Below are 13,431 nucleotides of genomic sequence, written 5' to 3' on the forward strand. Positions count from 1 at the left end.
GACCTCCCGGCAAGGTCGCCGCCGACCAGGCGCTGGCCCGCGCGAAGACCGGTGAGAAGAAGCTCGTCCCGCAGGTGCCGGTCGGCGCCGATCGGGTCCCGGAAGAGCCCGAAAGACCCGCGGAACCCAAGAAGGGCAAGGGGATGTTCGCGTCCCTACGGGTCCGCAACTACCGGCTGTTCTTCAGCGGCCAGGTCATCTCCAACGTCGGCACCTGGATGCAGCGCATCGCCCAGGACTGGCTGGTCTTCCAGCTCTCGGGCAACAACCCGGTGGCGCTCGGCATCGCCGTCGCGTTCCAGTTCACGCCCACGCTGTTGCTGTCGCTGTGGGCCGGCGTGCTCGCCGACCGCGTCGACAAGCGGCGCCTGCTGATCCTCATCCAGAGCATCAACTGCGTCCAGGCGACGCTGCTGGGCGTGCTGGACCTGACCGGCGTGGTGCAGATGTGGCACGTGTACCTGCTGTGCATGATGCTCGGCATCACCTCCGCGGTGGAGGTGCCGACGCGGCAGTCGTTCGTCGCCGAGATGGTGGGCCGCGACCAGATCGCCAACGCCGTCGCGCTCAACTCCTCGATCTTCAACCTGGCCCGCATCGTCGGCCCGGCCATCGCCGGGTTCGCGATCACCTGGGTCGGCACCGGCTGGCTGTTCGTCGCCAACGCGGTGAGCACCGTCGCGGTGGTCACCGGGCTCGCGTTGATGAACCCGGCCAAGCTCTTCCGCGGGCCGGCGATCCCCCGCGCGAAGGGGCAGCTCGTCGAAGGCCTGCGCTACGTGCTGCACCGCTCCGACCTCGTCACGGTCATGGTGCTGGTGCTCTTCGTCAGCACGTTCGGCATCACCTACTTCACGTCGTTGCCGATCGTCGCCGCCAACGTCTTCCACACCCAGGCCGACGGGTACGGCCTGCTCTCCACCCTCGTCGCCGTGGGGACCTTCGTGGGCGCGCTGCTGTCCGCGCGCCGCGGCATCAAGAGCCGCCCGCGGGTGCGGACGATGCTGCTCGCGGCGGCCGCGCTCGGCCTGTTCGAGTTCCTCACCGCCTTCATGCCCACTTACCTGGCCTTCGGCATCGGCCTGATCCCGCTCGGCTTCGCCACCATCACGTTCCTCAACACGGCCAACGCGCTGGTGCAGACGTCGGTCTCACCCGAGATGCGCGGCCGTGTGATGGGCATCTACGTGCTGGTGCTGATCGGCGGCAACCCCATTGGCGGCCCGATGACGGGCTGGATGGCCGACGCGTTCGGCGGACGCTCGCCGTTCTACATCGGCGGCGCGATCTCGCTGGTCGCCGCGGTGGTGTGCGCACTGGTCCTCGTGCGGCGGGGCGGGGTGAGCCTGCCGGTCCGCCGGTTCGGCAGCGGGTTGCGCGTGCTCAAGCGCGAACGCGTCTGACGCCTGGCTCGAAGAGGGCGCCTCGGGAGCTTCCCGGGGCGCCCTTGCTCTTTTTTCACGGGTCACCCGAGCGAGGGAGAGATGAGGCTTCGCCATCCAAGGGTTGCCGCTCGTATGAGGTTAGGCTAACCTCATACATGTCCGCTTCGTGGTGGGAGCGGCAGTCAGTTCGGGAACGGACGGAGCCCCGCCCCCGGGAACCCCCGGGGCGGGGCTCCGTTCATGCCGGGCGATCCGCCGCATTCGGCCCCTCACGACGGGTTCATGGTCGGGTCGGGCGCACGCTGCGTCAAGGGGCGCTCATCAGGCGGGGCGGGAAGTCGCGTGAGCGTCAGGCCGAAGTAGACGCGGTAGGCCGTGCGGATCGCGGTGTCGTTGGGGAGCAGCACTTCGTGGCGCACGCCGTCGACGGTCTCGATCAGCCGATGGCCCGAGAGCGTCACACGGCCCTGCGACGTCGTCCGCGAGCAGGTGAGGCGCCCGGTGAAACTCGAAGCGGGCGACGTCGACTGCCACCAGGCCATGGGGCTGAACTCCGAGAGCTGCCGCGGGCGCCGTTCGAGGCGGTAGGCGGGTTTCCCCTCCAGTACGACGTCGAGATCACCGTGGGGCGCGTCCAGGAACAGGAACTCGCCCTCCGGGTCGGTCTGCACGTCCACGGCCGACATTCGCAGCGGATACCGGCTGAACCGGCCGAAACCGACGTCGACGAGCCACTGCTCGCCGTCCAAGCGCACGACGACGGCCGCGTGGTCCAGCGGCGGCCCGGGCACCCCCTCACCGTCGAACACGTACGCCCCGCGCAGCTCCGCGTCGAAGCCGAGCTCGCGCAGCAGCGCCGTGAAAAGGCCGTTGAGCTCGTAGCAGAACCCACCGCGGCGGCGGCGCACGATCTTGTCGAACAGGGCGTCCTCGGCCAGTTCGATCGGTTCGCCGAGGTGAATGCTGAGGTTCTCGAACGGCACGCGTTCGAGGTGGCGTTCCTGCAGCTGCCGCAGCGCGGCGAGGTCGGCCGTGGCGGGGAGCGCGAGGTCGAGTCGGGCGAGGTAGGCGTCGACGTCCATGACCACAGCCTCACACCTCGAGCGTGCTCGAAGTCAACCGAGATACGGAAAAACGGGGCCCTCCCGGTAGGAGAACCCCGTCTTCCGCGAAGGTGAACTTCAGCTGAGCAGTAGGCCGTTGCCGCCGGCGACGGCGTTGTCGAACCGCTTGCTGATCTCGCCCCAGTTGAAGATGTTCCACAGGGCCTTGACGTAGTCCGGCTTCACGTTCTTGTAGTCCAGGTAGAACGCGTGCTCCCACACGTCGACCAGCAGGATCGGCGTGGTCGGCAGGACCAGGTTGTTGTGGTGGTCGCGCAGCTGCTGGGTGATCAGCGTCTTGCCGATCGGGTCCCAGGAGAGCGCGCCCCAGCCGTTGCCCTGGATCGTGGTGGACACGGCGGTGAACTGGGCCTTGAACTTGTCGAACGACCCGAACGCTTCGTCGATCGCCGCGGCCAGCTCGCCGGTCGGCTTGTCGCCGCCTTCCGGCGAAAGGATCTTCCACCACACGACGTGGTTGGCGTGGCCGGCCAGGTTGAAGGCCAGCGTGGTCTCGAGACCGACGATGTTGCCGAAGTCGCCCGCGTCGCGCGCCTCGGCGATCTTGTCGAGCGTGTCGTTCGCGCCCTTGACGTAGGTCGCGTGGTGCTTGCTGTGGTGCAGCTCGTTGATCTGACCCGAGATGTGGGGCGCGAGAGCGCCGTAGTCGTAGTCGAGATCGGGCAGCTCGTACCGGGCCATTGGCCCTCCTTCTGTCTTCGACACAAGTTCCTACTACCGAACCTAGTAGCACACCCGGGTTCCCGGCGACCGGGGGCGGCGTCCGTACCGCGGGTGGGCACACTCGTCCGTCTGCCGCATACCCGGGTGGGCACCGGGCGAAACCGAGCCTTGTACCTCGACCAAGCTGGAGGTCAACTCCGTGTGATCAGCTCCATCCGGGTGCCGGTCAGGTGATCCGGTAGCGCGCCAGGTCGAGGGCGAGCTCGTCGAAGACGGCGACGTTGTGCTCGAAGGCCACGAGTGTCTCGTCGATCACCCGGGCCCGCGCGGTGTCGTCCCACGGCGCCGCGTCGAGTTTCGCGCGGTAGCGGTCGCGGAACGCGGGCGCGCTGCCGAGGTCGTCGAAGTGGTAGAACAGCGAACCCGCTTCGGCGAGGTCGAACTTCTTCTCCACCAGCCGCCGGATGATCTGGCCACCCGCGATGTCGCCGAGGTAGCGCGTGTAGTGGTGCGCCACGTAGCCGCCGGCCCACTGCGCGGCTTCGGCCACGCGCGCCGTGTACGCCTCGGTGCTGGCGAGCGGCCGGACGGTCGAGCGCCAGTCCGGGCCGACGAGGTGCGCGAGGTCGCGTTCGAGCGCGGGCAGCCGGCGCAGTTCGTCGAACACGAACTCGCCGCCCACCGGGTCGCCGGTCATCGCGTCGGTGGCGCGCTCGATGGCCTGGTAGATGAAGAAGTACTGGATCGCCAGCTGCGTGTAGCCCGCAAGCGAGAGCTCACCGCCGAGCAGCGCGTTCATGTACGTGGAGTGGTTGGCCCGCTCGTGCACCACCCTGGTCGACGCCCGCAGCTCGGCTGAGAACGGGCGGGCTTCCAGTTCCGTGGCCACCGACATGGGACCTCCCTCGATCTGACAGGTTGTCAGAAAGAGCGTAGGTCACCACCGCGGGTCAGGTCACCCTAATTCGGCGGAAGTTCACTCGAACCGATGGCTTGCAGCACGAACCGCACGGCCGCGTCGACCACCGCTCCCAGGCGCTCCGGCGGCACGTCGACAACCTGCCTCGTGCCGAGCGCCGCGGTGATCATGGGGACCACCACGTCGACGTCCTGCGCGGGCCAGCTGCCCGCGTTGACGCCCGCGAGCAGCACCGCCCGCAGCTGTTCGGTGATCGGGTCCGCGTGCGCGCTGATGCGCCGGTACGCCGCGGGCGCCAGGGCGGACTCCAGCGCCCCGCCCGGCGGCAGGTGGTGTTCGGCGAGCACCCGCAGCTGCAGGCGGACGAACGTCGCCAGCTGCGCCACCGGATCCGTCTCGGCTTCCACGGCCTCGCGCAGCCGCGTCACGTACTGCGCGGCCTCGTCCTCGACGAAGGCGACGAGCAGGCTCTCCTTGTCGGGGAAGTGGTTGTACAGCGCGGTGCGCCCCACGCCTGCGTCGGCCGCGATGCCCGCGAGCGTGATCGCGTCGAAGCCGCGCTCGTAGAGCTGCGCGCGCAACACCTCGAACACCCGGGTACGGACCTCGCGCCGGTGCGCTTCGATCGAGCCGCCGAGAACTTTCGGCACCTTGGGTTCCCCTGCCTCGTGAGACCTTGTCCGGCCACCATAAGGGCGACGGGCGCGATCGACTCAGTCGATGAGCGGCCAGGTGTGCACGGGATCCCCCTCTGCCGACAGGTCGAGGTAGCGCCGGAGCATGCGCAGCAGCGCCTCTTCGCGGTCGGCGCCGCGTTCCTGGGCGCGCTGGACGTAGTCGCGCTGCCAGGTGGCGCCGCTGCGGCGTGCGAGACAACGGCGTTCGACGACGCCGAGGTACTTGACGCGCGCTTCGTCGGAGACGCCGCAGCGGCGCAGGCCCTCGTGCGCCAGCGGCAGCAACACGCGCAGCGCCAGCTCGTCCGGCGGGATCCAGCCGATGCCGGGCCAGTACAGCTGCGCGTCGAACCCCTTGCGGGCGCCTGCGTAGAGGTTTTCCTCGGCGGCCTGGAACGACATCTGCGTCCAGATCGGGCGTTCCTGTTCGGCGAGCGCGCGCTGGGCACCGTAGAAGAACGCGGCGTTGGCGACGATGTCGACCACCGTGGGTCCGGCCGGCAGAACGCGGTTCTCCACCCGCAGGTGCGGCAGGCCGTCGACGACGTCGTACACCGGACGGTTCCAGCGCCAGATCGTGCCGTTGTGCATGCGCAGCTCGGTGAGCTTCGGCGCTTGGCCGGACTCGAGCGTCTCGATGGGATCCTCGCTGTCGGTCTGCGGCAGCAGGCCGGGGAAATAACGCACGTTCTCTTCGAACAGGTCGAAGATCGACGTGATCCACCTCTCGCCGAACCACACTCTCGGCCGAACGCCTTGGTTCTTCAGCTCTTCCGGGCGCGTGTCGGTGGCCTGCTGGAACAGCGGGATGCGCGTCTCGTGCCACAACGCCTTGCCCAGCAAGAAGGGTGAGTTCGCCGCGAGCGCCGTCTGCACGCCGGCGAGGCACTGCGCGGCGTTCCAGTGCGCGGCGAATTCCTCGGGCGCCACCTGCAGGTGCAGTTGAACCGACGTGCACGCTGCTTCCGGGAGGATGGATTCCGCGTGACTGCGGAGCCTTTCGGGTTGTTCGCCCGGAAGGGGAGCGCCGTCCATGGAAAGGGCGATCCGTTCCCCGCGCGCGGCGAAGATCTGGTCGTTCAACGACGAATACCGCGTCTGGTTGGTCAGCCATTTCTGGTCGAAGTGCTCTTGGCGCAGCGTGGGCAGGATGCCGATCATCGCGAGCGTCGAACCCGTGTCGGTGGCGGTGCTCGCGGCCCGGCCCAGGTACGCGCGCAGATCGTCTTCCAATTGCAGCGCCGAATCGCCGGCGAGCGGGCGCGGCGGCACGTTCAGCTCGAGGTTGTGCTGCCCCAGTTCGGTGGTGAACGACGGATCGTCGAGCGCTTCCAGCACCGCCGTGTTGGTCATCGACGGGCGCAGCTGGGGGTCGACGAGGTTGAGCTCCACTTCGAGGCCGATGTTCTTGCGGGGAAAGGAAAAGCTCCCGTCGGTGAGCATCCGGGCGAGGGTGTCGAGGCAGCGCTGGACCTTACGGCGGTACCGTCCGCGGTCGAGCTGGTCGAACGGTTTCGCCGAGAGATCGGTACCCATGAGTGACGCACTCCAAGGCTTCGGTCCGCAGGTGTCCGGGCGGGGACTGCCAGGCCGCCCACCGTCGCACAGCGCGGCGCATCCGGGCTAGCGGCCAAACTGGTGCTCTCCGTCACGGGGGGTTGACGGTGCGCGAAAATGGCCCATTCGTACCACAGTTCTCCCGACGTTCGGCCCAGCTTTGTACCGGGCCGGCGTCCACCGCTCGGATGCCACACTGTGCGGTGTGGCTGAACTGATCTTCACCGAGGACCCGCGCGATTCCCGGCTCGACGACTTCCGCGACCTGTCCACAGCGGACCGCCGGCCGGACCGCCCCGGCGGGCGCGGGCTGGTGATCGCCGAGGGCACGGTGGTGGTCGAGCGGATGCTCGCGTCGCGCTACCCCGTGCGCGCGCTCCTCGGCGTCGAACGACGCGTGCGCGACCTGGACCTGTCGGGGGTCGACGTGCCCGCGTACGTGACTTCCGCGGAAACCATGGCGGAAGTCGTGGGGTTCCACCTCAACCGCGGTGTGCTGGCGGTCGCGGACAAACCGGCGCCCCTTGCGGTTTCCGAGGTCGTGGCGCGTGCGGACGTGCTCGCCGTGCTCGAAGGCGTCGGAGACCACGAAAACCTCGGTTCGATCTTCCGCAACGCGTCCGCGCTCGGTGTCGGCGGTGTGCTGTTGGGGCCGGGCTGCTCGGACCCGCTGTACCGGCGCAGTGTGCGCGTGTCGATGGGTCACGTGCTGCGCGTGCCGTTCGCGCCGCTCGAGGACTGGCCTGGCGGTCTGGACCTCTTGCGGGAGAGCGGTTTCACCGTGGCGGCCCTGACGCCGCGGCCGGGTTCCGTTCCGCTGCGCGGGCTGCGCGCGAAGGTGACGGGGCGCGTCGCGCTCGTGCTCGGCGCCGAAGGACCCGGTTTGACGGACGAGGCGATCGCGGCCGCGGATCTCGCCGTGCGCATCGAGATGGTGCCGGGCGTCGACTCGCTGAACGTCGCCACGGCGGCCGCGGTCGCGTTCCACGAGTTCTTCGGCGTGGACGCGGCCGCCACGCGCTGACGTCATCATGGTTGAGGGGTACCCAATTTTCGTTGCGTTGCTCAGGAAGCCGGTGTCATCCGGGCACTGTTCCCCGCCTGCTGGGCTCTGCTCGACCTGCGGGTTCAGCCGGGTACGCTCCGGGTGGCGGGAGGACGGCCACGCGGGGAAGGACACTTGTGGAGCTGCGGATCCGGGGCGAGCGCGCGGTGCTCGCCGGCCCGGGTGGCGAGCACGCGCGCGAGGTCGACCCGCGTCGGCTGGCGATCGGGCCGGACTTGGCGCAGGCGCTCCACGAGTGGGCGCGCGTCGCGTCCGCGGTGTCGCGTACCGGGGGCGAAGCGGAGGTCGCGGCGTCAGTCGTGTCGCAGCGGGGCCGGCAGCTCGCCGGGCGGCTGGCGACGGTGATGGGCACGACGGTGCGGTTCGTCGACCCGGTGTCCGGCGTCGAGACGGTGGTGGAGCCCCCGGCGCGCGTCGTGGCGCGGCGGCGGCCGGCGCCGCGGCCCGAGCCGACGCCGTGGCTCACCGGGCTCCTCGTATCCGGCTTCGCCGCGGTGCTCGTGGTCGTCGCGATGCTCGCGCTGGCGACCACGCTTGCCAGCGCGACGAGCGGGTGGCTCGCCCTCGTCGCGACGGTCGTGGTGACCGGTGGCATCGGACCGTCGTTGTGGCTCGGGCGGAAGCTGCCGATCGTGCGCTGGGCCGTGTACGGCGCGGGTGCCGGCATCGTCGCCGCGTGGATCGGCGTGCTGGCGATCGTGCTCTGACCGGCCGATACTGGCCCGATGGCGCCTCGACGCGAACTCGATCGGCTCCGTGCGCTGTGCCTCGCGCTGCCCGAGACCAGCGAACGTCTCAGCCACGGCGAGCCGACGTGGTTCATCCGCGGGAAGAAGACGTTCGTGATGTTCGCCGACCACCACCACGACGACGACAGGCTCGCGTTCTGGTGCCCCGCCCCGCCCGGTGCGCAGGAGGGCCTCGTGCGCACCGAGCCGGACCGCTTCTTCCGGCCGCCCTACGTCGGCCACCGCGGCTGGCTCGGCGTGCGCCTCGACGTGGACGTCGACTGGACCGAGATCGACCGCATCGTGCGCGATGCCTACCGGCTGGTGGCGCCGAAGTCGCTGGCGGTGTTGCTGGGGAGCTAACCGCGCTGGGACCGGACGCCCAGCAGGACGTCCTCCCACGACGGCACGATCGGGTGGTTCTTCTTGGCCTTCGCCCGCGGCTGCTCGTCGTCGGAGGCGGACGCGGCGTCGTCGTCCGAGGGGACGCGCGGGATCTCGCGCGTGTCGTCCTCTTCCGGCGGCTCCGTCGGGGCCTCGAGCGCGCGGACCTCGTCGTCGCTCGCGTCGAGTGTCGGCTGGACGACGGCGTCGCGGGCCGGGTCGAGAGCGCGCACCGTGCGCGGCGGGCGGTAGGCGTTGGGGTTGAGCAGCACCTCGGCGTTCTCGTCGAGGGCGTGCACCGTGCCGCCGTGGGCGCCGGGCGAGAAGGACCAGTGGGCGCGGTTGTCGGAGCGACCGGCCTTCCACTGCAGCACGACGACCCACTTGCCGTCGTCACCGCGCCAGGAGTCCCAGCGGGCCTGGGAGTAGTCGTGGCCGCGGACGCCGAACGCGTACGCGATCACTTCGCCCAGCGTCTGGACGTCGGGGCCGTCCTCGCGCACGGGGTGCGCGCTCTGTGCCAGCTCCGCCGTGCGCGAGCGCTCCAGCAGGACCGGGTAGGCGAATCGCTCCACGCGCTGCGCCGACACCCCGGCACTGCTCGCGACCTGTTCGACGGACTCGCCGGCGCGGATTCGCGCCTGGATCTCGCGTGGCCGCATCTGGCTCTCCAACTCGATTTCGATCTGGCCCAGCCGGGCGATGTCCCCCCTAGCCGCTGCTCGCAGTCGTTCGTCGGCCGGCAGCAGGAAGCGCGTGCGGCTCGCCGGCTCCTCGAGCACGATGGACTTGCCGTCCTCGTGCAGCCCGATCACCCGTAGCGCCCGCATTTCTCGCCTCCCCGATCTTCACCTTTGTGGGTGTTCACGTTAGAACGGCGCGTCGGCTTGACGCGCGAGGCGCGCCGACGCAACACCGATCCGTCACCCGATTGCCGACGATCTCCGTCATCCTCCACTGCCCGCTCACCGGGACCGTTCAGGACACGCCGGCCACGTTCCGTCACGAATGAGTGGTGTTCCGTGTTCGTCGCGGAAACGACGAAGGGCCCCTCCACGTGGGAGAGGCCCTTCGGGTCGCGCGAACTCAGCCGAGCCGCTCGACGACGTATTCGATGCTCTGCGTGAGCTTCGTGATGTCGTCCGGGTCGATGGCCGGGAAGAGGCCGACGCGCAGCTGGTTACGGCCGAGCTTGCGGTACGGCTCGGTGTCGACGATGCCGTTCGCGCGCAGCACCTTGGCCACGGCGGCGGCGTCGACCTCGTCGGCGAAGTCGACGGTGCCGACGACCTGCGAACGCAGGTCCGGGTCCTTCACGAACGGCGTGGTGTAAGAGGTCTTCTCCGCCCACTCGTACAGCCGCGTCGACGACTCCTTGGTGCGCGAGGTCGTCCAGGCGAGGCCGCCCTGGGAGTTCATCCACTCGATCTGGTCGGCGAGCAGGAACAGCGTGGCCACGGCCGGCGTGTTGTACGTCTGGTCCTTGCGCGAGTTGTCGAGCGCCGTGGTGAGCGACAGGAACTCGGGGATCCAGCGGTCGCCGCCGCCGAGTTCGCCGATGCGCTCGACCGCGGCGGGCGAGGCCAGCGCGATCCACAGGCCGCCGTCGGACGCGAAGGACTTCTGTGGCGCGAAGTAGTAGACGTCGAAGTCTTCGGCCTTCACCGGCAGGCCGCCGGCGCCGGAAGTCGCGTCGATCGCGACGAGCGCGCCGTCGCTGCCCGCGGGGCGGCGGACCGGCACCGCGACACCGGTGGAGGTCTCGTTGTGCGCCCAGCCGACGAGGTCGGCACCGGTTTCGTACGCGATGTCGGGCGCGCTGCCCGGCTCGGCCTTCACGATGATCGAGTCGCCGAGGAACGGCGCCTTGTTCGTGACGGTCGCGAACTTCGAGGAGAACTCGCCGTAGGCGAAGTGCTGCGCGCGCTCGCGGACGAGGCCGAACGCGGCGGCGTCCCAGAACGCCGTGGTGCCGCCGTTGCCGAGGATGACCTCGTAGCCCTCCGGCAGGGAGAACAGTTCGGACAGCCCCGTGCGCACGCGCCCGACCAGTGACTTCACCGGCTTCTGGCGGTGCGACGTGCCCAGGTACGTGTGCCCGGACTGGGCCAGCTTGGCGAGCTGCTCGTCACGGACCTTGGACGGTCCGCAACCGAAGCGCCCATCGGCCGGCTTGAGGTCTTCGGGGATGCTCAACTCCGCTGCGTCGGTCATGTGGCCAGTCTCTCAGGTCGGGATGAGCCTGCTCAATGCGGTGGGGAGGTGTCCGGCATGTGGAACCGGACACCTCCCTCCGGTCCCGGCGAAACAAGCTGCGCGAACCCGGTTTCAGCGCCAACCGGCCTCGTCCACGCCGCCCGGGATGGGCGCGGCCGGGTCGTACGGGGTGCGACTGAAGATGAACGTCGCGAGGTCCAGGTGGGTCGCCACCCCGTTCGCGTCGCGGCCGACGGTCAGCGTCTCGCCCGTGTAGTAGCCGTCCAGGCCCACCCACGTGTCCGGGCCGACCGGGCGGAAGCGGGACGCGCGGCCGGCCCCGCTGACCGGGTCGAGCGAGATCGTGTCGGAGCCGAGCACGCGCAAGTGGTACGGCGTCGGGCCCCAGTGCCACAGCCCGGTGAGCGCGAGCAGCGCTGGGTCCACAGTGGACGGCCGCCACTCGTCCGGCAGCGCCGGTTCGAGTTCTTCCACGGTGCCGATGAGGTCCAGCACGAGCTGCGTGATGCCGACCCCCGCGGTGGCGTTGGCGAAGCACAGCGCGCCGGTGCCGGTGACCGGATCGACGAGCGACGCGGCGAGGAAACCGGGCATCGAACCGGTGTGGCCGGACAGCCTCCTGCCGTCGACGCGGACCTGCATGATGCCGAGCCCGAAGCCGGTGTTCCAGACTTCGCCGTCGTCCACGGTGTTCACGGCGCGCATCTCCGCCATCGTGTCTTCGCTCAGCACACCGCCGGTGTGCCCGCCGACGAACGCGGTCCAGCGCGCGAGGTCGGTGATCGTCGACCACAGCTGGCCGGCCGGGGCCATGGCGCCGGCGTCCGGCGACGGTTCGGGCAGCAGGACATCGGCGAACGGGTGCACCGCGAACCCGTCGGCGTGCGCGCCCCGGGGGTGCGGCATCGTGCGCGTCATGCCCAGCGGCGTGAGGATCTCCTCGCGCACGACGTCGAACCACGCGCGGCCGCGGTGGCGCGAAACGAGTTCGCCGAGCACGCCGTAGCCGACGTTGGAGTAGTGGAACTTGAACCCGGGGCGCAGCTTCGTCGCGTCCTTGTCGAGGCTCTCCTCCAGCGCGGCCCAGTCGCCGCCCTTCGTGCGCTCCCACCAGCCGCCCGGCGACTCCGACGTGAGGCCGGAGGTGTGCGAGAGCAGCTGTGCCACGGTCACCGAGCCGAACGCCGTGCCGGGCACGTGCTTCTCCAGCGGGTCGGTGAGCTCGAGGCGGCCTTCGTCGCGCAGGCGCAGCACGGCGGTGGCGATCATCGTCTTGGTGATCGAGCCGAGGCGGTACTGCGTGTCGGCGTCCGGCCGCGCGGAACCGACGCGGCCGCGGGCGCCGGACCAGACGAGGCTCCCGTCGCGCACCACGCCGGCGACCAGCGACGGCACGCGGCTGGTGGCTTGCTCGCGCGCGAGCCGGCGGTACAGAGCGAGTTCGGTGGAGTCGAGCATGCGGGCCATTCTGCCCCGGCTTCTCAGCCCCGCAGCCGGCGGTCCAGTGCGGTGGTGACGGCCGCGGTGCGGTCGGACACCCCGAGTTTCCCGAACACCCGCAGCAGGTGCGTTTTCACCGTCGCCTCACCGATGTGCAGGCTGCGGCCGATCTCGGCGTTGGTGAGTCCCTTCGCGACGAGCCGCAGCACCTCGACCTCGCGCGCGGAAAGCGGTGACGCGGGCCCGGGGTTGCGCACGCGGTTCACGAGCTTGCCGGCCACCGACGGCGCCGGCACGGTCTCGCCGCGCGGATCACGTTCGCCAGCTCGACGCGTGATGCGTCCTTGAGCAGGTACCCCGCCGCGCCGGCCTCGACGGCCCGCAGGATGTCGGCGTCCGTCTCGTACGTGGTGAGCACGACGATCCGCCGCGCCGGCGTCTCCTTGAGGATGCCGCGGATCGCGCCGACGCCGTCGAGGCCCGGCATGCGCAGATCCATCAGCACGACGTCGGGCTGTTTCACGCGATCGAGCGCGATGGCCTCCTCGCCCGAGCCGGCTTCACCGACCACGGTGAGGTCGTCCTCGGCCTCGAGCATCTCGCGCAACCCCTCGCGCACCACGGGGTGGTCGTCCACCAGCATGATCGTGATCACGCGGGCACCTCCAGCTCCAGTTCGGTCCCGCCGCCCGCGCCGTTGCGGACGTTCAGCCGCCCGCCCACCGCTCGACGCGCGATCGCACCACGCGCAGCCCGAAACCGTCGGTGGGGGCGGTCGGGGAGAATCCGCAGCCGTCGTCGCGCACGCGCAACCGTACCGTTTCGTCCGCAGCGGACAACCGCACCAGCACCGCGCCCGCACCGGCATGTTCGCGGACGTTGACCAGCGCCTCCTGCACACCTCGCAGCAGCACGACCTCCGTGGCCGTCGCCAGGCGGGGCAGCGGACTGTCCACTGCGCACTCGACGTGCAGCCCGGCCTCGTCCGCGAGCCGGCCCGCGGCGCGGCGCACGGCGTCGGGCAACGAGCCGGCCGCGATGTCCGACGGAGCGAGCGCCGCCACCATCGCCCGCGCCTCGGGAGGTTTTCCCGCGCGGTGAGGCGAGGTCGGCGCGAGGTGCTTGCGCGCCGCGGCGACGTCGGTGTCCCGTTTCCGGTCGGACCGTCCAGGATGGACCCGAGCAGGATCATCACCACCGCGGGCAGAGAGAAGGTGAAGACCACCTGCTCCTTGTTGCGGAAGAACTGCCGGAGCTCGAAGCTGCCGCGC

13 protein-coding genes and 1 pseudogene are annotated in these 13,431 nt (G+C 70.2%); 4 read left to right on the forward strand and 10 right to left on the reverse strand.

The features are described 5' to 3' along the window. Positions 1 to 143: 143 nt before the first annotated feature. Positions 144 to 1,403 carry an MFS transporter gene (locus tag I6J71_RS01590; protein ID WP_204096812.1) on the forward strand — a complete coding sequence of 420 codons (1,260 nt, stop codon included), beginning with the start codon at positions 144 to 146 and terminating at the stop codon, positions 1,401 to 1,403. Between the two features lie 251 nt (positions 1,404 to 1,654). Here I6J71_RS01590 and I6J71_RS01595 read toward each other — a convergent pair whose 3' ends face one another. From I6J71_RS01595 to I6J71_RS01615, 5 genes are all read right to left on the reverse strand, one after another. After that, on the reverse strand, positions 1,655 to 2,467 hold the full coding sequence (locus tag I6J71_RS01595) for an arylamine N-acetyltransferase (RefSeq protein ID WP_204093083.1): 813 nt from the start codon (positions 2,465 to 2,467) through the stop codon (positions 1,655 to 1,657). A 99-nt stretch (positions 2,468 to 2,566) separates the two neighbouring features. Beyond that, positions 2,567 to 3,190: a superoxide dismutase gene (locus I6J71_RS01600; protein ID WP_204093084.1), complete on the reverse strand. Its 624-nt coding sequence runs from the start codon at positions 3,188 to 3,190 to the stop codon at positions 2,567 to 2,569. A 208-nt stretch (positions 3,191 to 3,398) separates the two neighbouring features. Beyond that, a complete protein-coding gene (locus I6J71_RS01605; RefSeq protein ID WP_204093085.1) occupies positions 3,399 to 4,067 on the reverse strand; it encodes a heme oxygenase (biliverdin-producing) in 669 nt (222 codons plus the stop codon). 65 nt (positions 4,068 to 4,132) lie between these two features. Continuing rightward, positions 4,133 to 4,741 carry a TetR/AcrR family transcriptional regulator gene (locus I6J71_RS01610; protein WP_204093086.1) on the reverse strand — a complete coding sequence of 203 codons (609 nt, stop codon included), beginning with the start codon at positions 4,739 to 4,741 and terminating at the stop codon, positions 4,133 to 4,135. 63 nt (positions 4,742 to 4,804) lie between these two features. Next, entirely contained in the window at positions 4,805 to 6,304 is a 1,500-nt protein-coding gene (locus tag I6J71_RS01615; RefSeq protein WP_204093087.1) for a glutamate-cysteine ligase family protein, read from the reverse strand. Positions 6,305 to 6,530: 226 nt separating this feature from the next. Between I6J71_RS01615 and I6J71_RS01620 the strand changes: the two genes are divergently transcribed. From I6J71_RS01620 to I6J71_RS01630, 3 genes are all read left to right on the forward strand, one after another. Then, positions 6,531 to 7,349: an RNA methyltransferase gene (locus I6J71_RS01620; protein ID WP_204093088.1), complete on the forward strand. Its 819-nt coding sequence runs from the start codon at positions 6,531 to 6,533 to the stop codon at positions 7,347 to 7,349. Between the two features lie 158 nt (positions 7,350 to 7,507). Next, positions 7,508 to 8,098, forward strand: a complete 591-nt coding sequence (locus I6J71_RS01625) for a DUF2537 domain-containing protein (protein WP_204093089.1) — start codon at positions 7,508 to 7,510, stop codon at positions 8,096 to 8,098. A gap of 18 nt (positions 8,099 to 8,116) precedes the next feature. Continuing rightward, positions 8,117 to 8,482 carry an MmcQ/YjbR family DNA-binding protein gene (locus I6J71_RS01630; RefSeq protein ID WP_204093090.1) on the forward strand — a complete coding sequence of 122 codons (366 nt, stop codon included), beginning with the start codon at positions 8,117 to 8,119 and terminating at the stop codon, positions 8,480 to 8,482. Here I6J71_RS01630 and sepH read toward each other — a convergent pair. The 5 genes and pseudogenes from sepH to I6J71_RS01655 all read right to left on the reverse strand — a co-directional run bounded on the left by sepH (position 8,479) and on the right by I6J71_RS01655 (position 13,227). Continuing rightward, the gene (sepH, locus tag I6J71_RS01635) at positions 8,479 to 9,333 is read right to left on the reverse strand and encodes a septation protein SepH (RefSeq protein ID WP_204093091.1); all 855 of its coding nucleotides are present in this window, start codon (positions 9,331 to 9,333) and stop codon (positions 8,479 to 8,481) included. The genes I6J71_RS01630 and sepH overlap by 4 nt on opposite strands. Positions 9,334 to 9,589: 256 nt before the next feature. Beyond that, a complete protein-coding gene (serC, locus tag I6J71_RS01640; RefSeq protein WP_204093092.1) occupies positions 9,590 to 10,717 on the reverse strand; it encodes a phosphoserine transaminase in 1,128 nt (375 codons plus the stop codon). 114 nt (positions 10,718 to 10,831) lie between these two features. Next, complete coding sequence (locus I6J71_RS01645; protein WP_204093093.1) at positions 10,832 to 12,178, reverse strand: serine hydrolase; 1,347 nt, start codon at positions 12,176 to 12,178, stop codon at positions 10,832 to 10,834. Between the two features lie 23 nt (positions 12,179 to 12,201). Next, positions 12,202 to 12,815: pseudogene (locus I6J71_RS01650) on the reverse strand (response regulator). Positions 12,816 to 12,867: 52 nt separating this feature from the next. Continuing rightward, positions 12,868 to 13,227: a sensor histidine kinase gene (locus I6J71_RS01655; protein WP_204093094.1), complete on the reverse strand. Its 360-nt coding sequence runs from the start codon at positions 13,225 to 13,227 to the stop codon at positions 12,868 to 12,870. Positions 13,228 to 13,431 lie beyond the last annotated feature (204 nt).

Origin of the sequence: Amycolatopsis sp. FDAARGOS 1241, assembly GCF_016889705.1 — a bacterium.
GTDB lineage: Bacteria > Actinomycetota > Actinomycetes > Mycobacteriales > Pseudonocardiaceae > Amycolatopsis.